This is a genomic window from Streptomyces sp. NBC_00690 (assembly GCF_036226685.1).
GTDB lineage: Bacteria > Actinomycetota > Actinomycetes > Streptomycetales > Streptomycetaceae > Streptomyces.
Genome location: NZ_CP109009.1, coordinates 7,715,230 through 7,737,726 on the forward strand (window position 1 = coordinate 7,715,230; position 22,497 = coordinate 7,737,726).

Genomic DNA, 22,497 nt, shown 5'->3' on the forward strand with positions numbered 1-22,497 from the left:
CCCAGCCGACAGGTCCGTGAGGTAGCCGCCGATCCTCGTCTCAACGGCGTCGATGATGCTCTCCTTGGCGAGCTCCTCGAGCAGCTGGGAGGCCCGTGCCCGCAGCCCCACGAGGTTCCGGGTGCCGTTCAGGCGCTGCTGCTCAGCACGGAGCAGCTCAACCAGAATCCGCGCCTCGCGACGGGCCAGTTCGTCCAGAGGATGACGCCAGGCCGGCAGGTAGATCAGCTTGTACGGCTCCAGATCCAAAGACCTGCCGTACGCCGTGTCAATCTTCGGTGTGACGCTGCCGAGCCTGCGACTCAGCGTGGCACCCCAGCTCTGAGCGACATCCCCAAGACGCTGGTGGTTGACCTCGTGCAACTGGCGTCCGAGACGACCTTCCCCGGTGAGGCTATCGCTCAGCCGGTACTCCACCTTGATGGTCCGGGTGGACCTCTCGGGTGCGAGCGTGGCGGAACCGTACCTAGGCAGGGCCGGGAAACGAGAGCCGGGATGAGAAAGGTAGAGCGCATCCGTGAGCGTCGTCTTTCCGACGCCGTTGGCTCCGATCAGCACGCTGAAACGGCCAGGCAAATGGCAGACCATCTCGCCGTCTGCGCTCGCCCGAAACCCGCTCACTGCGATACGACTCAGGTGCACCATGCCCCCCATGGACAAGAAGTACGTGAGTAGTCATCATCACCCCCAGCACTGACAACGCTCGTTCTCTTGTGATCACTGTGGTCTGACTGTGCCTGGGTTCCACCGAACGCAGGATGGCTCCGTGTCCCCTTCAAGATGATCTTCCTGGCGGACCCATCCAAGGTCACTCGGCGCAGGGCTATCCAGTCCGTCCTCGGCGGCGGGTCGGTCGCGCACGACTGCGGCGAGCTTCTCCCCCTGGGCGTCGAAGGCGCCGAGGGCCGTTTCCTCCTTGGAGCGGGATTGGCGTAGGAAAGTGCTGCGCGACACTCCGGCGGCGGAGGCCAGGTCGTCGAGGGTGACCTTGTCGAATCCGCTGCGGCACGGGTCGAAGGCGACCTCTGCCAGCCCACCGCACATGGCGCTTTGTGCGCGGTGAGCTGCAGACGAAGACCTGATGATCACCGTCATCGGCAGACAGGAGGCGGGTCAGCTCCTCCTGGCATCACTACCGGCCCGTCGCGCGAGGCTACTCGTCAGATGCTTCGTCTCCCTGTTCCTCGGGCGGTGCCGACCGTCGGTACTGGGGGTGGTCGAGGTCCATTTGCTTCGCTGCGTGCAGTGGGACGGGGTAGCGGGAGCGGTCGGCCCAGGCAATGGTCTGGTGACACAGGCGCGCGGTTGCCCGTGCGAGCGTCGTCCGGTCAACTCCATTGGCGACGCCGACTGGGTAGATTTCGGTCGCCGTGACGGCCCACCACGGGGACTTGAGCTCGTTCGTCTCCCGTTCCCCCTCCTCGCCGCCCTTGCCTGGATCGGCGTCCCAGCGAGTGATGGCCTTGCCCAGGTCCCCGCCCTTGGCCTGGTAGTTGCGCGGGATGTTGAAGAGGATCCAGAAGGGGTTGCCGAAATCCACTGCGGCGCGGTGCAGCTTGGCCGATGCGAACAGGATGGACTCCTTCTCGGTGTCCGGGTCGCTCTCGCGGGGGACGGGAACGTACTGGGGTACCTCGTCCGAGTCGACGTTCATCCGGATGACGGCGGCCGGCCTCCTGCGCGGGGCGTTCTTGCCTTTGCCGTACCCAGGCAGCCAGGTGCGTGGATCGGTGATGTCCTCTTCCTGGTAGCTCTGGTTCTCGTTGTGCAGGCCCGTCCACATCCGACGGCAGGCGTGCCCGTCAACCATGACGACATAGCCCATACCGGGTTCCAGTTCGTCGCTGACCAGGCTGGCGAGGGCTTCTTCGACATGGGCTGCTGCCTCTGCCCAGCGCTCCTTGTCCGTCTCGCCCTTGCCGTCGACATGGAGTGCGTAGTCACTGGCGTGGAAGGCGGTGATCGCCTCCCGGTACGGCACCCAGGCCCCGATGAGGGGGGTCCATGCTTTCATCGTCCAGGCATTGCCCTCCTCTTCCGGGGGGAATAGAGCGGTGGCGATGATGATGCGCTTGGTGTGTTTGCCGTCGGCGGTTTTGGTTTGCCGGCGGGCGTGGATGCCGCAGTAAACGAGCTCTCCGGCCTCTTGCCCTTTCTTGTCTTTCGCGAGGGCTCGCGCGAGGCGCTGGTCGATGATGCCGAGTGAGCGGTACAGGTCAAGAAGCGCCATGTAGGCGGCGTGATCTTTGCCCGGCTTCGGGGGATTGATCTCTGTGCTGGGATTTCCGAACGTCCCCGGTTTCATGCCCTTCGTGAACTGGCAGACGAAGTCCTTCTTGGCCAGGAAGCGGCGGACCTGGAACTTCCCGTCGTACCGTTCCTTGCGGAGCAGGAAGGCGGTTCGCTTCTCTCCCTCCTTCTTCTTGAGGGTCGGGATTTCGGTTTCGCACCAGAGGCCGACCATGACGTGTGAGTCGCTGTCGGCGAAGTCGTCTTCGAAGGATTTGAACTCCACGGCACGGTTGATGTCGTCGCCGTGTGAAAGGAAGCGCTCAGCCTTACGAAAGATCACGCTGATGGAGGGGGTGAGGAAGACCTCTTTGCCAGGCTCCGGATCGCCGATGGGTGTGCCGTCCGGGAAGGCGAGGGAGAGCGCGTTGATCATTCGCAGGCGGGTGCTGTGGCGATACCACAGGCATACGATCCGCAGTTGCTCGAACCCTTGAGCGTTCACGGAGGCGGTGATCTCTTCGGGCGGGGGGAAGCCGATGCTGTGGAGGAGTTCGCCGGCTTCGATCCGGCTGGCCCGCTCCTGCGGCGGCATCTTCTGTTTGTCCGTGGGGCGTGGCTCGAAGTTCATCGGTTCCACGCTGAAGTCGACCCAGGTGGCCTTCTCGCCCAGCACCTTGGCGACGTGCTCGGCGAGGAGCCGCAGGTGAAGGGTGCCCGGTCCCGTGCCGACGGCGAAGTTGTCGTTCACCGGCATGAGCGGGCGGATGTCTCCGGCATCAGGGGTGATGAACGAAGGGAATTCCCCGTCGGCGGCGGCCTTCTCCAGCACGGCCCGTTCTTGCGTGACGCGTGTCTGCAGCTGCTGCAGAAGGCTGACGTCCATCTTGTCGCGCGCGAGCAGCTCCAGGGCGCGCTGGTTGACCTCTCGGACGCCGCCGTTGCGCGTCAGTTCGGTGTAGAGGATCGGAAGGCCGTCGCTGCCCTGGTAGACGTGGGTCGACTTGGCGGAGACCATGTTGTTGTGGACGCGGGTTACATGGGCGTCCAGGAAGATGACGGGGTCGGCGACGTTGGGCTCGGTCTTCATGGCCACTGAGAGCCGGGACATCGCGTACTGGGCCTTGGTGGCGGCGTACACCTCGGTCCCGCCGTCACGGACGTTGTACTTGCGCCCGAAGGGGTGGTCCCAGGCGATGAGCCCGCCTCTGCTGTCCGGGAGGTAGCTGACCTTCCGCTTGTTCGGGTTGGCTTTCCAGCCGATTGTGCGGTTCTTGTAGACCTGTTCGCCGGCGGCGTCGAGCTTGGGGGAGCCGTCCTTCTCCTTGGCGGGGACTTGCTCGGTGATCGGGACCAGGTCGTAGATGGTGAATTGCTGTTCGGCGAGCTTCTTCGAGATCACCCAGGGCACAGCCACGTACATCCAGTCGGGGCACTTCGGTTGTTTGCCCTGCATCGGCTTGAGGAACCGCGTCATCTCGAACTCCTGCTCAGTCGTGTTCGCGATGGCGTCGGCCACGGGCGGCACGTCGAGGAGGATGGCCTGGTCGGTGGACAGCCCCTTGCTGTAGCCGACGATGCACCGGAAGACGTGACGCAGAGTGTCGTCGTCGATCTTCTCCAGTGAGACCAGGTAGTTGAGGTACGGGTGGAGGTGGACGTACCCGCCCGTCTTGAATTTGAGGTAGGTGAGGGCGGTGGAGTACGGCAGATTCTTCTGCCTGTCGTCCCCGTTGCCCTTTACCTTCTCCCATTCATCACGCACGCTTCGCGGGAAGATTCGTACGTACACCTTCTGGCCCTGGACGAGTGCGGGGGTGCAGCGCAGGGTGAGGGTACTCGGCAGGGAGGCGATGCTGTCGGTCACTGCTCTGATCTCTTTCGGGAGGTAGCGCTGGGCTATGCGGAGAGGGCGAGGTCGACGCCTGCGTAGGTCAGGAAGGCGTTGACGGCCTCGCCGTACAGTTCGGCCATCTGCCGCCGTTCTTCCGGCAGCCACCGGTTGGCCATGCGCTCGATGATGCTGGCCAGGTCGGAGCTCCAGGTCTCGTCGTGGAAGGCGTAGTCCACGAAGTGCAGCTCCATATTGGTTCCGCCGCGCCGTGCTCGGCCGGCGAGCTGGATGAGGGACACCAGCATTCCGGCGACCATCTGCTCCTGGAGGACGAGGTCCATGGTCGACAGCTGCGGAGAGGAACGCAGGATGGTGGCCAGGTGATCGCGTGCCGCGGTGCGGGCCGTCTGCAGAACCCCGGTGGGGTCTGCGGCACCGCCGGAGGGGAGTGAGTTGATGCCTGCGGCGTTGACGCTGCCGTACATCCAGGTGGGATCGTCGATGATCAGCGGCGGCCTCACGCACAGGTAGATCGAGTGAATGGCTGAGCGGAGATTGACGACAATGTTGAGCCCTCTGGCGATGTTAGCCAAGGGGGCGATGAGGATGTCGCCGAATTGGGGGAACTCCTCGACCTCTTCGACGGTGATGCGGCGGACCAGTGACGGGTCGGGGAGATGACGGACGTTGCTGAGGCGGTCTTCCTCCCGGACGAGGACGCATACGCGGTGGGAGAGCCCCTTCGCTTTGGCCAGGCCGGTGGCGATGTGGCCGCACTGTTCGTAGCTGTTGGCCGTGAGGATCACGCGGGCTCGCGTTTCGTCCGACTTGGCCAGTCGCGCGAGCTTCCTCGACAACTTCGTCTCGTACAGACGTTCGCCGATTTCGCGCAGGGCTTCGGGCTTGTCGGAGGGGAATTGGCCGGCGATCGGAATGCGCTCTCCCTCCGCTCTGTGACCTTTCCTGTAGGTGACGGCCGAGGACTCGACCAGGATGGATTCCTCCTGGGCGTCCGTCATCCACCACATCACGGGAGCATGGACATGCTCCTTGACCGCCTGCGGGAAGTAGGCGGTGGCGGAGAGCCCGAAGATGGGCCGCTCCACACCGGCGCTGATCAGTGAGACCAGTCCGCCGAGTTCTGACACGTACGTGTGAGGGTCGCCGGCCATGTGCTGGGTGGAGAGCTTGGCGTCCTTCTCCGGGTTCTTCATTCCGGTGACCCGGTATCCGTTGATCGGCCTACCGATCGTTCCGTGCGGGAGTATGTCGGCGATGCCGCCGGAGCGCATGGCGTCGATGATGCGGTTGGCGGAGAGCAGGCCGGAGTGCCGCAGAGACTGGGCAGTGTCGCGCAGTACGGCCAGGGACGAGTCCAGCTCGCTCATCAGCGTGCGGATGATGAGGTGGTCGATGGCCCGGTTGCGGGCGCGGCCGTCGCTGATCATCGGGGCGAGTGCTTCGTGGAGCCTGAGCTTGAGCTCGTCGCGCTGGTTGATGCCGCGCGGCGACACGACGGTCCCGAGGATACTGCTGACCCGCTCCCACTCGGGGTCCAGAAGCATAGGAGCTGGGGCCATGTCGTCGTCATTGATAACGTCAAGGCGAGGTGCGAGGGCGTTGAGCCGGTTGACAGCTTCACGGGGAAGCGGCTCCCCGTCACTGACCTGGTACTCGGGGAATAGGACGCCGATGAGCGCGCGGTCTTTGGAGTGAGGCAGGCGCCACCCTTCATAGTCGTACTCTTGGCGCAGCCGGGGGACTCTGGCGTCGTCGCGATGGTTGAGACGGAACGCCTTGGTGCACAACCCGGTCAGCAGTGACTCGGCCATCAGCCGGACGTGGCTGACCGGTTCGATGAGTTGGTCCTCGAACCGCAGGGGAAGATGCTTGGCTGCTGTGTCGAGGATCTGCGGTTCCGCGGTCCACGGGCGCCGGGAGTGCAGGTCGACTGTGGTGGCGCACCGGTCGACGGCGACGGCCTGGAAGGCGTCGATCTCGTCGATGATGACGAAGTCACTGGCCCGCAGCACGAACTCGCGGACGGTGACGGAACGGACGGGGCGGCCGTCGATTTGGATGCCCACCCGCATGTTGCCCTGGATGAAGTTGTGGTGGTTGGTGACGATCACCGTGGCATCGGCTGCCTGATAGGCGGGTGTGAACTTGCCGCAGGTCGGGATCCAGGGGCAGGCCAGCATCCCACCGCCGCTGCGCAGACTCAGGCAGTTCTCCTTGCCGGGACGGTAGACCCCGGCGGAGTCGAGCCAGTATCGCTGCGCACACCCGTAGGCGAGGTGGTCGACGTCACGGCTTCCGCGCTTGCCCCACTCACCGGGGGCGTCGGGGTCTTCCTTGACCAAAGCGGCGTGCTTGAGGGCCCGCTCGTGGCGTGAGGACGGCGACATCAGTGGGGCACACTTCGCCAGGTGCTCGGTCTTGCCCGCCTGGTGCAGGATTTCGAGGTCGTGGCTGATGTCCCAGACGGAGGCGAGCGTGGCCTTGACGTCGGGGACGAGGAGGGTGACGCGGTGGTTGTTGAGTGCGGCCCATGAGCCCACGATGCGGACCAGTACGGACTTTCCGGTTCCGGTGGGGGCGTGGAAGATCTGGGTTCGGCCGGCCAGGAGGTCCAGCACGTCGACGGTGTCGGTGTCACGGGCTTTGACTCGGTCGAGCAGGCCCGTCAGGACCTTGTACAGCCAGGGGCCCGCCTCTGTGTCCTCGTACTGGGTGTCCAGGAGCTGTGCGATGCCCTTGAGCTCTTGGACGGTGACTCGCACCGTGCCGAGGCCGGGCCGGTGGTGAGGGCCGGAAGCGAGTCGTGGCCCAGCGGCTGGGTGAACGCGGGGAAGCGGGGGATGGTGACGCGTCCGTGGACGATCTCGTTGCCCTCGGTCCGCTCACTCGTCTCGTACGTCTGGCCCGGGGCTGCGAAGTCGTGGGGCTTGCGCCGGCTGCTCGGCCGCCGGAAGGGGGCGAGCAGGCTCTTCGCGTAGCCGAGGTAGTCCCCTCCCAGCAGGGGGTAGGCCGCGATGGCGGTGAGGGGGTCCCCGGCCAGGGTGAACAGCTGGAGGGCGGTCTCCTCTTCCTCCTCCTCGCCGGTGTCCATGGCCCCCAGGAGAATCCGGGCCGCCGAGGCGAACCGCTTCTCGTCGGCGAGGTCGGGCCTGCTGAGCTTCATCACCTCCGCCACAAGCAGCCGTTCCTCACTGCCCAGCTCACTCCACTGGTCCCACGCCTGTGGTTTGCAGCTGGCGAAGAACGCCGCATGACGGAAGGAGGCCAAGGGCTTGCCGTCGCTGTCCTGCTGCGGGAAGTAGTGCGCGGCGAGGGCTAGCGCAGCGCGGACGAAGACGTCTTTGGCGGTCGTCTGACTCATGACCACACCACCCCGGCGCTTCGGCAGACCATCTGGGCGAATTCGGTCATGGTCGCGGCCTTCATTTTGTACTTGTGGCAGGTCACGGTCAGCAGGGGAATCTGGTCGGCCCGATGGTCGGGAACGACGAGCCATTCGGCGCCGCCCTTGTCGCCCTCGTTGCGGTGCAGGCTCTCCGCGAGGACACGGGCATGGGTGTAGTCCTTCACATCGACGGTGAAGACGTGCGACCTCCCGTCAGGGCCCTTGACCTCGATGTGATGGTCGTAGGCATCGCTCATAGGCCAGAGCTTGACGGCCTCCTCCACATCCGCCTGCCCGGCGGCCAGCCGCTTCCTCAGAACGGTGTGGAGACGCAGCTCATGCAGGCCGGGTACACAGGTGTAGCGCCACACGCCGCGCTTGAGGGCCAGATGCCCTTCAGCTGGCTTTGCCTCCGGCACGGCACCGGTGGTGCCGAGCGAGAGCTCTGCCTCGTGCGGAGCGGGGACGTCGGGGCTGTCGGGGTGCAGCAGCGGCGCGTCTCCGGATGTGGGCCGGAACATGAAGCTGGCTCCCGTATCGGCGTGACGGTCGTAGAGGCAAGCGACGCGGTAGTACTCGCGGCCCGCGCTCATCCGCTTGCTGACCTTCATGGGCCACTTGCACACCGTGCAGGGAAACCACCAGGTCTTGTAGACGGAGTGGTAAGGGATCGCCCCGTAGTAGCCCATCGCGTTGAGGGGCAGGCCACGCTTGTTCAGCTCCTCGACCGTACCGGCGGGACACTCCACCAGCGTGGTGCGGTCCTTGACGTACTGGGCATCACCGCGGCCCTTGAGGATCTCGTACATCTGATCCTGATCGAGCTCGTCCTGGAGCTGCTCCTCGGAGAATCGCATGCGGCCGATCCGCCGGAGCCGCTGCAGAATCCGGTGCAGCTGGGAGGTCTCCCACTGCAGGTCGAAGGCGCTGCCGGTGACGCAGCCTTCGGCGTCGACGACTGGGAAGTCGAGCTCGCCGAGGCCGGATTGATCCAGCCAGGGCGGGAGCAGGCTGTTGATGTTGTCGCCCAGCTTTCGGCGGAACTCGCCGAACGGCAGATGTACTCCAGGGCCGTATGCGGCGAGCAAGTCACCGTGATACCGCATCAGCTTGTCCGCCCGGTCCCTCGGACTCAGGTCCGGTGCGGTGTTGGTCTGGCTGGCTTTGATGAAGGTGAGGTTGATCAGGCGGAACGCCTCGAAGTGAGAGAACGTCAGGCCGTCATCGTCGACAGGGGTCGTCACAAGAGACGACCGTAGAGCACGGGTCTGACAATGGCCCCGGACCGCCCTAAACGATCACAGTGGGGGAGACGTCGCAGTCGGGTACATCTCTGCGTAGACGTGCAAGTAGGCGGCAATATGCTGCTGCCCGAGCGGGGTTGCATGCCATCGGTATTCGAGGACGTGAGTATCGCCTGGCGCCATCCTGGGACGCAGCTCGATGAATCCTCTGCTGGGATGCGCTCGGCGTTTCGGCCGGTAGCCGACGGCCAGATAGAACCGGGACTTACCCGTCAGCTCGCTCTCGTGGAGACCCTCCGGACCGGCAGAGGCGACACGCAGCAGAACGCCCCACAGCCATTCGGACAGCAGATGAGCCGGTGTCGCCACTTCCGCGGGTTCTCCTAGCCCAGCACGGGCGCAGGCACGGCCCCGGCGAGTGATCTCCACCAGAGTGCGGTCCACCTCCCCGGCCCCGGGAACCTCCACACGGTCCCTGGCCACCTTGATCAGCCCCAGCCGCTCTAGGGAGCGAAGGGTGGCCCCGGCCCCTTGATCGTGGACGCCAGCGGTCCGCAGCCGCTGCTGAAGACGCGTGCGGCCGACCACCTCGATGGGAGCGTCGAGAGCAAACGGCAGCTGGCGCCACTGCCTGGCCGGTGGAACCGTGACGTGGTTCTGCCGGCGCATCCACATCTCGGCCTCAGTCATCCGGTCGTCCCGCAGGATCTCCCCGAGATAGACCCGCTGCCGATCGTTCAGGGCCTCCCAGCTGTTGATTACCGAAGCCGGCGGACCGTGGCGCTCTCGTTCGGGCAGACGCGGGGGCTCATCAGATGGCCGGGTACGCATCCAGGCATCCATGACCATGCGGACCGGCACCTCGTACAAGGCAGCCAGCTGCTGCAAGAGCCGGCCTGTGCACTCCGGCTTCCGCCAGTTCCAGCCGGACACCCGACGGTTCCGCTCGAGACTGCGGATCTTGTGCGCGTCCACGAAGAGATCACGGCCGGCGGGAGTACCGCGCAGACGGCTGGCGACCTGCTCAGCGGTGAGACCAGAGGCATAACGGAGGTCAGCCAGCGTCTCGGTCCCGCTGGGTGTACCCGTGAGGTCGGCTGTGGCGCAGCCGAGGGCATCAGCGAGACGCCGCACATTTCTGGCTTCAGGCCCATATCTGCCCTCCTCCCAGTACACGACCAAGCGATACGTGACCCCTACGCGGTCAGCAAGCTCCTGCGCAGTGAGCCCAGCCTGCTCGCGCAGTGCCCGGATCTTCGTGTGCTCAATGGCCAGCAGACGCCTCGGCATACCAGCTAGGTAATCTCAATGAAGACTTCATGGCAACTTGATTTCCCGCCGACCGGACTCACGAAACGGCGGTGAGTTCAGTCGAGAACGGGGTCGGCTATGTGTGACGGGTGACATCACCCGATGCCGAGAGGCCGTCGCGCTCCTTCCCCCCGGAGGGCATCAGGGGCGAGGGGGATCGAAGTCGAACACCTGCCGATCATGAGGAGGCAGGCATGCCCCAGGCAGGATCTGGGTGGCCGGTGGAAACAGCAGCAGCGTTGCCTGTGTGACGGCATCGCGTTCGGCGAGGCGCCTCTCGCGTACCTCCATCTCCAGCACATGGCGACGCCTGCGGTGCTGCTCAGGTCGGCAGACATGGCGTGCGCGCCGGTGTCCGTCAGCTCAGGGGCGAGGGTGCGCGCGGCATCGATGACACGGACGGTGGCGAGCCCGATATCCCGTCCGGCGCCGGTGACGAACGCCGTCTTCGGAAGTGAGGTTGAGGTCCACGGCACTCTGGCTCTCGAACGCCACGTACATGATGAAGGATGACAGTTCGGGCCAGGGCGGTGCCGCGTTGGTGCAGGTCTAGCATCAACGCGCTGGTGGCGCGCCAGCGGTCGCGGGCTCGTGAGGCGCCCTGCCGCACGCTGCCGTGTTCCGGTTGTGCGAGCGGGGCCGACTCCGAGAGCCGGGCCAAACTGAGGCGGACCTCACCTTCCCCGTCCCCTCTCGGAGCAGGGCAGGGGCTTCAGACCCCGCTCACCCTCGCCGCGTAGAGCGCAGAACGTGACCGGCCCCTTCTTCCCGTCCAGGACGCGAAGAAGGGGCCGTTTTGCTGTCCGCCCGTCGCAGAAGAGGCACCCGCAGAAGATCTCTCCGAGCGTCAGCATCAACGCTCAGTAACGGAAATCCGCTGGTCAGCGTGGCGCCAGACCATGATCAACGAGCGTCACGAGCGTCAAATCAGCGTCAAGATATCGCCCGTAACGCCCGCAACGCACATAATGCACATCGACAAAACCGCAGGTCAGGCGGCCTTCTTGGTCGGTTCAAGGATCGCCACGCACTCCACATGGTGCGTCATCGGGAAGATGTCGGCCTGGGTTTGATCGAAGATAAATGCAGGTCAGGGGCTATTTGGTGGGCGCGATGGCGACGAATTCGGGGTCCCGAGCGTCATTTGAGCGTCAAGCCCAAGATGACCCGGATGAGCGCCGGGGCTCGGCGTCAGTCGCCAGTCGGCCTAGCGCTGTGACTGAGTGTGAGCGTGCACGTGGTGGCCGCTCTTGGGGGATGAGTCAAAGTGGGAGCAGGGCCGAGGCTCTCCCACGAAGCCGTGCGCAGATGTCGCGGAAGAGACCAGCCAGCGTGCTGACCTGCCGCGTTGGATGACAGTAGGGTGCTGACCTGCGCAGATGGTCTTTCGGCTCTATGCAGGCAGAGGGGGTGGGGTGCGGGTTAAGGCTCGTGCATCGGTGGTCCGCCGTGACTGAACGGCAGTGCACGCTGCTGCAGCTCCGGCAGCTGTCCTCGGGTCACGAGGCGGCCTCGGTGGGGTGGAGGTGGAGGTGAGAGAAGGCGTCCTCCTGGCGGCGACACACCGTGGCCGGCGGCGGTGGCACACTGCCTCCCTCAGGCTTGCGCAGTGGTCGCCTGGCGGCCTCCGTCAGATCTCTTTCCGGGTCGGAGTTGAGGACGGTGGTGGGGTTGGGGGCGGCGAGTGTGGCGTCGATGGCGTACTCGTGGCCGTGGAGGCCGGCGTCGGCGAGAAGTGTGGCGGTGTGCCGGGCGAGGGGGTCGGTGACCGGTTCCACGACCGGCCGGGAGAGGGTCTACTCCAGGGCAGTGCGGTTGATCCGGGGGTGGATGACCTCGACCAGGGTGGCTGCGGAGGTGATGACGTCGCCGAGCGAACTGGCCTGCCCGGCGGTTGCCCCGCGCACCTGGCTGCGTGCGGCGCATCCTCAGGGCCCCGCCGTCCCGTCCTGGCCCGACCTCGGCATCGCCGTGGCCGGCGGCGTCCGTGACGGGTCAGGCGTGCCATTCCAGTCGTACGGGCTCACGGGCCGCGGCAAGGGCTCCGGCGAGGTCGGCGAGGCGTTCGGCGAGGGTCGTGGTGGCGATACGGAGTGGGAGGGCTGCCGAGAACTTCAGGCCGCGGACGGCCCGTCGGTCGACGGTGGGCAGTGTGAGGGAGTCGGGGAGTTCGGCGCGGGCGGCTTTCCAGTCGGCGGGGCAGAGGTCCTGGCGGAGCCGGACATGGGTGTCGGTGGGGCGCTGCACGGGGTCGGCGAGGTTGCCGAGGGAGGCGGCGAGGGTGGCGTTGGCGCGGTAGCCGGCCCAGGTCCACCACCGGGCGGCGTCCGCGTCGCGGACCAAGAGGGAGCCCGCGGGGTGAACTTCGCGGGGTGCGCGGTCCGTACGGAGTTCGGCGAGGGTCACGGTGGCGCGGCGGGTGAGGCGGACGTCGGGGTCGGTACCGAGGAGGACCTCACGCATGGAGCGGGTGAGCGCGTACGACAGACCACGGGCTTCGCTGCCTTGCCATTTGGCGACGCCGCCGTCCTCGACGGGTTCGACGAAGGCGCGGCGGCGGGCCCAGTCGATGAAGGTGACCTGCCAGCTGCGGCCGGCCAGGAGTAGTCTGCGAGGCCCCTGGCGTTCCTCGGTGAGGACAGCGGGGTCGGTGGTGCCGATCTCGGTACGTCCGGCGAGCACGGTGAATTCGGGAGGCGCGGTGAAGGAGGCGGTCAGCTCCATGAAGTGCCGACGCCCGAAGTGCTTCTCGGCTTCGGGGCCGATGAACAGCATGCCGCCGTCGCTGTCGAGAAAACCTTCGGAGACAAGGTGCGAGAGGAGTGGTGCGGCGGACCGGTCGAACGGGGCGAGGCCGTTCCACTGCCCGGGCCACAGCCGGTCACCGATGCGGTGCTCTTGGAGGGTGACGGCGAGAAGTTGCTGGGCGACGAGGTGGCGGGGAGAGGGCGGCGGAGTGACGGCCTCCACCCAACCGCGGGACCACAGGGTGAGCAGACCGGCGGCCTGGAGCAGGCTGCCGGGCCGGGTGGCGAGGAAGAGACAGTTGCGCGAGGTGCCGGTGCGGCGTCCGGTGCGGCCGATCCGCTGCAGGAACGAGGCGACGGTGCCGGGGGAGTCGATCTGGACGACTCGGTCGAGGTCGCCGACGTCGATGCCGAGCTCCAGGGTGGAGGTGGACACGATGACGCAGTCGCGCGCCTCGGCGAACGCCTGCTCGGAGCGGGCCCGTTCGTCGGTGGAGAGGGAGGCGTGCGAGAGGAACACGGTGACGTCGCGGGCCCGGAGCGCCGCACCGAGCTCCTCCACCTGCTTGCGGGAGTCGCAGAAGACCAGCCGCTTCTCGCCGCGGTGCAGGGCGGAGATCACCTTGGCGGCGTTGGCCAGCGAGCCGACGTAGTCGAGTTCGACGTCTCCGTCGGGGCGGGGGAGACCACCGGAACCAGAGGTGTTGTCACCGGCGGGCAGGGTGACACCCGGGGCGATGACCCGGCCCGGCCTGCCGGTGGGGCTCGCGCCCTGGAGCCAGGTGAGCAGGGCGGCGGGGTTACCGACGGTGGCGGAGAGGCCGATGCGCTGGATGCGGTGGCCGGTCAGCCGTTCCAGGCGTTCGAGTACGGCGAGCAGGTGCCAGCCGCGGTCGTCCCCGGCGAAGGCGTGCACCTCGTCGACGACGACGGCGCGCACCCGGCCCAGTGTGTGCGTGTGGTCGGTCTTGACGCTGATGAGCATCGCTTCGAGGGACTCGGGTGTGGTGAGCATGAAGTCCGGGGAATCGGTCCGGATACGGCGGCGTACGGACTCGGGGGTGTCCCCGTGCCACAGGGCGGCTCGGCGTCCCACCCACTGGGCGTAGCCGTCGATCCGGGGCGCCAGGTTGTTCAGGAGTGCCTTGAGCGGGCAGAGGTACAGCACGCCGGTGCCCGTCCAGCCCTGCTGGTTCATCCGCGTCAGCAGGGGGAACACCGCGGCCTCGGTCTTGCCTCCGGCGGTGGGGGCGAGCAGGAGGGCGTCCTCGCCGGCGAGCAGCGGTGTGACGGCTTCCGCCTGCAGCGGTCGCAGCCCGCGCCAGCCGAGGGTGTTGACGACGTGGTGTCCGAGGATCGGGTCGAGGAGGTCGAATACGTCATCTGGGCCCGGGGCCGGGGGGACCGTCATGACGACTTCGATTCCGTACTCGGCTCGGGAGCGGTGTCCACGAACGGTTCCAGTTCCAGCTCGATGTCGTCGGCGCCGGCCGCGTTGCGTTCCGTGGGAGTGAGTTCGGCGCTGTCCAGGGTGAGGGCGTAGTGCTTGCGTGGGTCGAAGTCGTCGAACTCGTCGATCCGGTCCAGCACGTCGGCGACGAGTTTGCGCAGGTACAGACGTGGTGCGATGCCGACCTTGCCACCGAGTGATCCGGTGAGCGAGCGGGCCAGCTCTTCCAGGTAGGTGTCGTCGGCGTGGGTGGCGAGACGGTCGGGCCGGCGGGCGTCGGCCGCGTAGATCTCGCGGACCTTGCGGCCCAGTTCGCCGAGCGAGGCCAGGTCGAATCCGGGCAGGCGAAGCTGCACGGCCCGCGGGGAGTCGAAGCGGGGGTCGGTGGTGAAGTCGGTGGCCAGGCGCTGGGCCAGCGGGGGGAGGCGCTGGACGCCCTGCGGCCCGTCGTAGAAGGCGGGGGTACCGGTGATGACGAGGAACAGCCCGGGGAACCGGCCGCTGTCGATCTCGTCGAGGAGCTGGCGCAGTGCGTTGAGGGATTTCTCCCGTACGTCGCCCCGCACTCGCTGCAGGGTCTCCACTTCGTCGAGGACGAGCAGCAGGCCCGGATGCCCGCAGTCGCGCAGGACGGTCAGCAGCCCCTGGAGGAATCCCAGGGCGCCGAAGTGGTCGAGGTCGCCACGGATTCCGGCGGAGCGTTTGGCGGCGGCGGCCACGGATTTCTGTCCGCCGAGCCAGGCGATGAGCGCTTCGGCCTGCGGTCCGTCCCCCGAGGCCACGGCCCGGTGGTAGCCGCGCAGCGCGGCGGAGAAGGCCGGGGTGGTGCGGGCGACGGCGGCGAGCCGGTGTTCCAGGAGCTCGTCCACCGCGGCCGCGAGGCCGGCCTCGTCGTCGTCGTCGATTTCGCCGGACGCGAGGGCCTCCTCCTCCAGGGCGTACAGCCATGAGTCGATCACCGCCCGCAGCGCGGAGGGCTGATGGGTGGCGGTGGTGAGGCGTTCGGTGAGCTTGCGGTAGACGGTCTCCAGGCGGTGCAGGGGGGTCTCAGTCTCGGAGATCTGCACCTCGCTGACGGCGAGCCCGCGCCGCTTGGCGTTCTCGGCGAGCCAGCGGGCGAAGAAGGTCTTGCCCGAGCCGTACTCGCCGCGCAGGGCGTGGAAGGCGGAGCCGCCGCGGGTGACCGTGTCCAGGTTGTCGTCGAGCGCCGCCTCGAAGCGGGTCAGGCCGACGGCGAACAGGCCGAGTCCCGCCTGGGGCACGGTGCCGCGCCGCAGTGCGTCGAGGACGTCCTGGCGCCGCGCGGTGCTGATGTCGGGTGTCGGCCGGGTCATGCGGGGCCGCCTTCCAGGAACTGCTCCTGGAGCAGGGCCTTGTCGAGCTGGACGGTGCGGCCGGACTCGATGAGCCGGAGCACGGGATAGCCGTCGATGTTGAGCAGCCGCTCCAGGACGGTGGCGAAGCGCTCCGGGTTGCGCTGGGACTTGCCGGTGGCGGCCCGGGCGGCGTCGGCGACCGCACCCGGCGAGAGCTTCCCGCCGGCTGCGACCAGTGCGTCGAGGACGGCCGCGACGGCTTTCTCACCGGGAGCCAGACGTACGAACTCCTTCTGCGCCTTGTACGGGAGGCTGCGCACGACGTGCTCGCCCAGGCTCGTCCGGGGGAGCGGGCGGGGAGCGGCGTCCACGTCGATGGCCCGGAATGCGACCGGAACAGGGGAGCTGGAGGTAGCCGTGGAGGGAACCCGCTCGGCCTTCTGTCGTCCGGCGGCCTTCGGTGGGCTGTCCGTCGTCTCCGGTCCTGGGTCCGGGGTTCTCGCCAAGGCGGCGGCATCCGTGGTACGGGTGTGCCACGGTGCGGTACCCGCCCCCGAGGAGGAGTTCCACCATCCGGGTTCGGTCGCCTCGGAGGGCAGCAGGACCCATCCCGACGGCACGACTCCTTCGGCCGGGATCAGGGTGATGACGGGGACGGTGACCTCTGCGAGTGAGGCACCGCCGTGGTAGCCCGCCTGCCGTGCGGTGTAGCGGACGTCGTCGCGCCAGGCCAGGGTCGCGCGGCCGCTGTCGGTCCGGACGCGCGGCCCGCTCAGCGACACCTCCCCGTCCTGGGGGGTGCCGGTACGCCAGCGGGTTCCCTTGACGCCGGTGACCTGGAGGGGCAGGTTCCCGCGGTCGGTTCGGTCGATGACATGTCCGTGGTCGGAGACCAGGAGGACGGGGCGACCGTGGTCGCGGGCCGCGTTCAGCAGGTCGGGCAGTTTGCCGATGTCGCGCAGTCCCCAGCGTCCACTGGTGCCCTCCCGGCCGCTGGACAGCGCGTCGTCGATGGTGTTGACCACGACCGCGACCACCTCGTCCGAGGCGAGCGCCTCGACGAACTCGGGGGCGAGGCGGTGCCCGGCCGCGCCTTCGAAACTGCCCTTGTGGAAGAGCCGGCCCTCCCGGTGGCGCTTGCGCCAGAAGGCGGCGAACCCAGAGCGCTCCGCGTCCTGCCCGCCTTCGGAGGCCCGCCCGCATAGCAGGGAGGCCCGGCTGACCCGGGTGATGGAGGGCAGCATCGAGACCGCCGCCTGCCGGGCGGGGAGGGCACCCCTGCCGGGGGAGGGGACGATTTCGGTCCATACCCGCCGGTCCAGCTCGCCGGCGAGCCGGACGGCGACATCCGCGCTCATTCCGTCGAGTACGACGATCAGCGGACGGCCGCCGTCGCGGGCCAGCGGGGCCGCGGCCCGGGCCAGCACGTCCTCGATGAGCAGGGCGCCCCCGTCGGCCTGCTGGGCCGCGTTCTCGGTCCAGCGGGCGAGCAGCGCGGAGAACGCCTCGTCGATGGCGGACCGGCGCTCCCGTACGGCTCTTATGAGCCGCCGGTAGGCCTCGCCGATGACCGGGTCGGGTGATTCGTCGCCCTCGGCGAGGATGCCGACGGCCAGGTCGACCCAGCCGGTGTCGGTGAGATGTTCCTGTACGGCCTGGCCGACGTGGGAGAGGGCGGGCATTGGCACGGCGAGTCGGCGCAGCAGGCGGACCGCGGTGTGTGCGGTCTCGGTCGAGTGGCCGTACACGGCGGCCAGTTGGTGCGCGGCGAGGTCGTTCAGTGCTGATTCGGCGTCTCCGGCCGCATCGCCGCTCCCGGTGTGAGCACCCTCGGTGAGGGCGGTGGCCAGGGCGCGCAGCCGGCCGCGGTAGCCGGAGGGCAGCAGGCGGTCCGAGGTGATCAGGGTGTCGAGCCGGGCTCCGGCGGCCAGCCGGTCGGCGCGTTCGAGGACGCCGAGCAGCCGGTGCCGGGCCTGGTCGGCCTGGGCCCCGCCGCCTTCCGCTTGCGCGGTCCAGCGGGTGAGGACCCCGGTGGCGGCTTCCGCGAAGGGTTTCAGCCGGTCGAAGGCGGTGAGCGCGCTGCCGAAGAGCGAGCCGAGGGCGAAGACAGCGGCTTCGGACCGGGACGAGGCGAGGGCTGCGGAGGCCAGTGCGCCGAGCGGCAGGGCGTCGGCGCCCCGTCCTTCGGCGGCCAGGGTGAGGAGGATGGGGGCCGCTTCTCCGGCAGCCCGGCCGAGCCATTCGCCGAGACCGCGCCGCTCGTCATCGGACAGTGCGGCGAATCGTGCGGGGCCCGAGGCGCCGCGGGTCCAGGAGAAGAGGGTGTCGGCGTCCAGGTCCAGGGTGTCGGCCTCGGTGTCGCCGAGGCCGAGCCGGGCCGCGAGCAGGGCGCGTACGGCCCGATCGCGGGTGAGGACGCCACTGGTGCGGGGCCAGCCGTCGAGGGGTTCGGCCGCCAGGAGGGCGTCGAGCAGCCAGTGCTCGCCGAGCATCCGGGGGTCGAGATCGGCCGCCCCGAAGATCTGGGCGACGATCTCGGTCCGGTTCACGGGCAGCGGCCGCCGGTGCGGCGCGTGGGCGCGCAGGTCCCAGCCGAGCTGGTCGGGCGGGACGGTACCGGTGACGACGAGGACACTGTCGTCACCGGTACCGTCCTCGGCCTGCGCCAGGTGGCGGTTCCAGGCGTCGGCGATGCCGAGCGGAGAGTCCTGGTCGGTGACGAGGACCCGGCGGTGCCCGGTCCCGACCCGCACGGTGAACTCCGTGTCCTTGTCCGCGCTGTCCCAGACGGCGTCGACCAGGACGAGCCGGCAGCCGGGAGCGCGGGCGAGCTCGGTCTCCAGGAGTACCTCGACGGCCCGGCGGCCGGCGACGGGACGGGTGGTGCTCATCCCTGTTCGCCCTCCCGCGTCTGTACGGTGCCGCCGCCGCCGACGACCTGCCAGACGATCCGCACCGCCGCGTCCGGGTGCGCGGCACGGTAGGCCTCGATCTCCTCCCGTACGGCGGTCAGCTTCCGGGGCAGCTCAGCGGCTCCGGAGGGGCCGGCGTCCACGACGTGCGGGGCGGCCGGAAGACGGTCTTGCGGCCTGCTGTCGTCACCGGAGCGCTCGTCGGCCGGCGGGATGCGGAGCTGCTGGGAGGGGCCGGGGCCGGGCAGCTCCGAGGGCACCGGCGGGATGCCGTGCTGGGACAGGGGGACCTGCTCGGCATCCACCGGCGGCTGCGGGCCGGGGGCGGGGGCGAGCGGTTCCAGCTGGAGGGCCGCGTCCATCAGCGCGTGAGCGCTCTCGCGGACCTCCTTGAGCACGGGAATCAGGGACCGCTCCAGCTCCGTGGCCCGGGCGGCCTCCGTGAGGCGGTCCAGGAACCGCTGGGCCCGGTCGCCCACGGTGTCGTCCCGCGCGCTGAGCTTGCGCACGCGTTCGAGGAGCGCCCAGTCGGTGCTGTCCAGGGCCTTGGCCAGTTCGGCGGCGCTGTCCATGGTGTGTGAGAGATCGCGGTCCGGTGTCTCGTACGACAGGGCGGCCAGTTCACGTACGAGGGCGGTGGGGTCGTCGCCGTGCCGGACGAGCCGGGCCAGGAGCGCGGCGGCGGTGTGCAGGTCCTCGGTGCGTGGGGCCTGCTCCGTTGCGTCGAGGCCGAGGAGTGAGGCGTGGCGCTTGAGGACGGACCGGACGTCTCCCACGCTCTTCTCGTATGCGGAGGCCTTGGCGTGGACGCCGGCGGCCAGCTCGTGGACGTTGCGGGCGAACAGGGCGGGCTTGGCGGGGACACCGAACAGCCGTCCGGCCCGGGTCCGGGCCGCCGCGTACTCCTCCTCGCCGGGCATCTCCTTGGCGCGCAGCGCCCACCCGGGCCCGATTTCGTCCAGTGCGGGGGCCGCCTCGACGGCTCCGTACTTCTCCCAGGTGCGGTTGTCGAGCAGGGCGTAGACGGCGATCAGCAGATTGGTGATCTGTTTGTCGAGGCCGCGATAGCCCAGCCCCTTGTCCTCGGTGGAACTGGTGATCCAGCGGCGGATGTCCTCGGCGGTCAGCTCGGCGGCGTCCTTCTGGCCGTTGAGGGATGCCACCTGGTTGATGCGGGTCCACCACTCCCGCTTCAGGAGCAGCGGCCCTTCGTGGACGGTGCCGAGGCCCAAGGGCTCCACGACGCGCTTGACGGCCCGCAGGTCCTTGGAGTCGACCTCGATGCGGGTGTCGCTCTCGCCGAGTGCCAGGGTGATCCACTTCAGGGCGGTGGTCAGCTCGCTCTGACTGACCGGCTTGGGTACGGAGCCGGCGCCGGGACCGAAGTCCGGGTGCTTGTCGTACATCGCCGAGAACAGGCCGTCGGCGAGCTGCGCCACCGCCTGCGGGAACTGCCTGCTCGCCGGGGGCTGCGGGCGCGGGTGCTCGGGCTGCAGGGACAGGAGGTGCCGGCCGTCGGTCACCTCCGCGCCGACGGTTCCCTCCTTGGCCTGAGTGAGGCCGTAGACCTCGCCCAGCGCGCCGGTGAGGGTCTCGGTGAGCGTCTCCCGGGCCCGCTCCAGCTGGTTGCGGGCCTTGGTCCGCTCCTCGGGCAGGAAGTTGCGGGTGTAATCGGAGAGCCGGTCGCGCTCGAGCAGGAAGTTGATCCGCATCAGCCGCCCCAGCTGGGCCTTGCGCTGCTCGGAGAGGTAGTCGCTCAGCCAGACCAGGACGGGAGCCTCGTGACCGCTGTTGATCAGGCCCTGGACCCGGTGGTAGGCGTCGTCGGGCGAGCGGCGGAGGCTTTCGTCGAAGGGGTAGTCGAAGACGATCCTGATGCGGCCCTGTTCGGAGGCTGTGAACTGTTCGTCGGTGATGCTGACGGGGGAGTGCACCGATCCGAAGAAGAACTCCACGGTGCGCTCGGAACCACGCCAGACGATCTTCTTGGTGTCGAGGAACTGCTCCGGGCCCTTGCCCAGTCCCAGTTCCTGCCGCATCCGCTCCCGTGCCCAGGTCTGGCGGACCCCGGTCTTGTCCTCGCCGGCCACGGCGTCCAGGATCGGCTCGACGTCGAGGTCGGACAGGTGGATGGAGAAGACCGGGTCGTCTCCGCCCTCGGCGCGCAGCTCGGCGGGGAACTCCAGCTGCAGGGCCTTCATCCGCTCCCGCACCCGCTCGCCGACCGGGACGGTCCGGGAGCGGACCGAGCCGTGGTTGAGCGCGGCGAGCCGGGTGCCGGTGAGCTGGCGCAGCGCGGGCACCTCGGGGGCGAGCGCGGCGAGCAGCAGGGTCTTGACGAAGCGTTCGTCGGCCCGGAAGTCGGTGCTGTCCGGAGAGCCGTACTTCTCCAGGAGGTGCGCCCGGGCCTTGGCGTGGAACCGCATCGCGGACTCCGACTCCTGGTTCAGCTTGTCGGTGAAGGCGGTGCCGGTGCCGTGGATCAGTACGTCCCACAGGTCGCCGAGCGGGATCAGGCTGCCGAGCTCAGTGTCGGCGTTGAGCTCCATGAGCTGCTGCACCAGCTTCAGCCCTGAGCGCTCGCGCTGGAGCGCGCCGGACAGGGCGACCAGCACGTTGAGCAGGGCCGGGGAGAGTGGGTACACCGACCTGAAGTCCTCCCAGCGCGAGCCGGTGGCGCCCTCTCCGTCGAGGAGTACGTCCTTCACGATCTGGCTGGTCCGGTCGATACCGGCGAACGCGGCGTCGAGCACCGCCTCCTGGCCGGGGCGCGGTTTGAGGACCCGCTCCTTGATGATCTCCGGGAGGTTGCGGTCCTCCAGGTTGATCACCTCGAAGCGCTCTTCGAGGTATTTCAGGGCCTGGTTGAGGTTGTCCACGTCCGAGCCGAGGACGTCCTTGCCGACGAGCTGGGAGAGGTCGCGCTGCCGGGAGACGAAGGAGATGATCGGCACCGGCCGGTCGGGGTTGGTGGTCTCGATCAGCTTGACGGTCTTCTGGATCTGCTCGTTGATGAAGGTGCGGTCGGACATCTTGGCCTGCAGCCACAGCACCAGCTCGTCCAGGAAGAGCACCACACCCTGGTAGCCGAGGCGCTTGGCGTGCTTGCTGATCTCGCTCAGCCCGTCGTCCAGCGGAATGTACGCTCCCTCCTCGCCGCCGGTGCTGCCCGCGTACGACTTCATCGGGCCGTCGAACAGTGCGGTGACCAGCTGGTCACGGCCCGAGTCGCCGGCGGGGGCGTCGAGTGCGGCGTCGAGCGCGGCGGCCGTCCAGCCCTGGGCGGGGGCGGCGCCGATCGGCCGCAGCTCGGTCTCGTCGTCCCCGCCGGCCGGGTCGGCGGGCGGCACGGGGGCCTTCTGCGACCTGGGCGCGGGGAGCAGTCGGAGGAACGCCTCGTCGCCGATGGAGGCGCGCAGGTTACGGGCGTCGGCGAGCAGCGAGTCGGCCCGGAAGACCAGGGGGGTGGCCTCGTCGGGGTGCAGCTTGCGCACGGCGTCGGCGTAGCCGCCGAGCAGAGCCCCCTCCAGGCTGGGATAGCCGACCAGGTGGAACGGCACCATCAGGAACTTCTTGTCCCGCAGCCAGTCCTGGTGCCCGGTCACCACCTCGCCGAGGCGCTCCTTGGTCTGGGCGGCCGGGTCTCCGTTGAGCACGGCGTGCAGCACCGTGAGGAAGTGACTCTTACCGGCGCCGAAGGATCCGTGCAGGTAGGCGGCGTACGAGGTGTTCTTCCGCAGGGCGTCGCGGACCAGCCGCAGCGCCTTGTCGAACTCTTTCGCGAGCTGCGGGGTGACCACGTACTCGGCGATGGAGCCGGCCGACTTCCCGGCGAAACCCTGCGACAGCTCGATCTTGAAGTCGCCGGCGTGGGCGTCCTCCTTGATGTCGAGAACGTCCCTCAGTACGGTCCCGTTGCCCCTGGCCATCAGCAGTTCCAGCTCCCCACAGCGTCCTCGCCCCGCACTGCCGCACCACCACGGCCGGGCGTCCCCTCCATCCTGCCAGCTCACCCGGGTGGAGGAGCCCGGATCGGGACGACGGAGTG

The 22,497-nt window shown here is 68.4% G+C and carries 10 protein-coding genes and 1 pseudogene; all 11 read right to left on the minus strand.

What is annotated here, in order from left to right:
- Nucleotides 1-717 precede the first annotated feature (717 nt).
- Nucleotides 718-1,044: a TetR/AcrR family transcriptional regulator gene (locus OID54_RS33230; RefSeq protein ID WP_329025679.1), complete on the minus strand. Its 327-nt coding sequence runs from the start codon at nucleotides 1,042-1,044 to the stop codon at nucleotides 718-720.
- A gap of 109 nt (nucleotides 1,045-1,153) precedes the next feature.
- The gene (locus tag OID54_RS33235; protein ID WP_329025681.1) at nucleotides 1,154-4,096 is read right to left on the minus strand and encodes an RNaseH domain-containing protein; all 2,943 of its coding nucleotides are present in this window, start codon (nucleotides 4,094-4,096) and stop codon (nucleotides 1,154-1,156) included.
- A gap of 32 nt (nucleotides 4,097-4,128) precedes the next feature.
- Nucleotides 4,129-6,846, minus strand: coding sequence for a hypothetical protein (locus OID54_RS33240; RefSeq protein WP_329025682.1), 2,718 nt, complete (start codon nucleotides 6,844-6,846; stop codon nucleotides 4,129-4,131).
- On the minus strand, nucleotides 6,750-7,445 hold the full coding sequence (locus tag OID54_RS33245; protein ID WP_329025684.1) for a hypothetical protein: 696 nt from the start codon (nucleotides 7,443-7,445) through the stop codon (nucleotides 6,750-6,752). The genes OID54_RS33240 and OID54_RS33245 overlap by 97 nt, the downstream gene beginning before the upstream one ends.
- A complete protein-coding gene (locus OID54_RS33250) occupies nucleotides 7,442-8,713 on the minus strand; it encodes a restriction endonuclease-related protein (protein WP_329025686.1) in 1,272 nt (423 codons plus the stop codon). The genes OID54_RS33245 and OID54_RS33250 overlap by 4 nt, the downstream gene beginning before the upstream one ends.
- Nucleotides 8,714-8,767: 54 nt before the next feature.
- Nucleotides 8,768-10,003: a helix-turn-helix transcriptional regulator gene (locus OID54_RS33255; RefSeq protein WP_329025688.1), complete on the minus strand. Its 1,236-nt coding sequence runs from the start codon at nucleotides 10,001-10,003 to the stop codon at nucleotides 8,768-8,770.
- Between the two features lie 1,649 nt (nucleotides 10,004-11,652).
- Nucleotides 11,653-11,931 (minus strand): annotated as a pseudogene (locus OID54_RS33265) (DNA-binding protein); the annotation flags it as partial.
- Between the two features lie 88 nt (nucleotides 11,932-12,019).
- Nucleotides 12,020-14,182 carry a DEAD/DEAH box helicase gene (locus tag OID54_RS33270; RefSeq protein ID WP_329025690.1) on the minus strand — a complete coding sequence of 721 codons (2,163 nt, stop codon included), beginning with the start codon at nucleotides 14,180-14,182 and terminating at the stop codon, nucleotides 12,020-12,022.
- Nucleotides 14,179-15,555, minus strand: a complete 1,377-nt coding sequence (gene brxD, locus OID54_RS33275; RefSeq protein WP_329025692.1) for a BREX system ATP-binding protein BrxD — start codon at nucleotides 15,553-15,555, stop codon at nucleotides 14,179-14,181. The genes OID54_RS33270 and brxD overlap by 4 nt, the downstream gene beginning before the upstream one ends.
- Complete coding sequence (gene pglZ, locus OID54_RS33280) at nucleotides 15,552-18,428, minus strand: BREX-2 system phosphatase PglZ (RefSeq protein ID WP_329025694.1); 2,877 nt, start codon at nucleotides 18,426-18,428, stop codon at nucleotides 15,552-15,554. The genes brxD and pglZ overlap by 4 nt, the downstream gene beginning before the upstream one ends.
- Nucleotides 18,425-22,378: a hypothetical protein gene (locus OID54_RS33285; RefSeq protein WP_329025696.1), complete on the minus strand. Its 3,954-nt coding sequence runs from the start codon at nucleotides 22,376-22,378 to the stop codon at nucleotides 18,425-18,427. The genes pglZ and OID54_RS33285 overlap by 4 nt, the downstream gene beginning before the upstream one ends.
- Nucleotides 22,379-22,497 lie beyond the last annotated feature (119 nt).

Coding starts and splice junctions, on each gene's coding strand:
- OID54_RS33285 (WP_329025696.1), bottom strand. CDS start 22,378: ATGGCCAGGGGCAACGGGACCGTACTGAGGGACGTTCTCGACATCAAG.
- OID54_RS33270 (WP_329025690.1), bottom strand. CDS start 14,182: ATGACGGTCCCCCCGGCCCCGGGCCCAGATGACGTATTCGACCTCCTC.
- pglZ (WP_329025694.1), bottom strand. CDS start 18,428: ATGAGCACCACCCGTCCCGTCGCCGGCCGCCGGGCCGTCGAGGTACTC.
- brxD (WP_329025692.1), bottom strand. CDS start 15,555: ATGACCCGGCCGACACCCGACATCAGCACCGCGCGGCGCCAGGACGTC.
- OID54_RS33245 (WP_329025684.1), bottom strand. CDS start 7,445: ATGAGTCAGACGACCGCCAAAGACGTCTTCGTCCGCGCTGCGCTAGCC.
- OID54_RS33255 (WP_329025688.1), bottom strand. CDS start 10,003: ATGCCGAGGCGTCTGCTGGCCATTGAGCACACGAAGATCCGGGCACTG.
- OID54_RS33230 (WP_329025679.1), bottom strand. CDS start 1,044: ATGTGCGGTGGGCTGGCAGAGGTCGCCTTCGACCCGTGCCGCAGCGGA.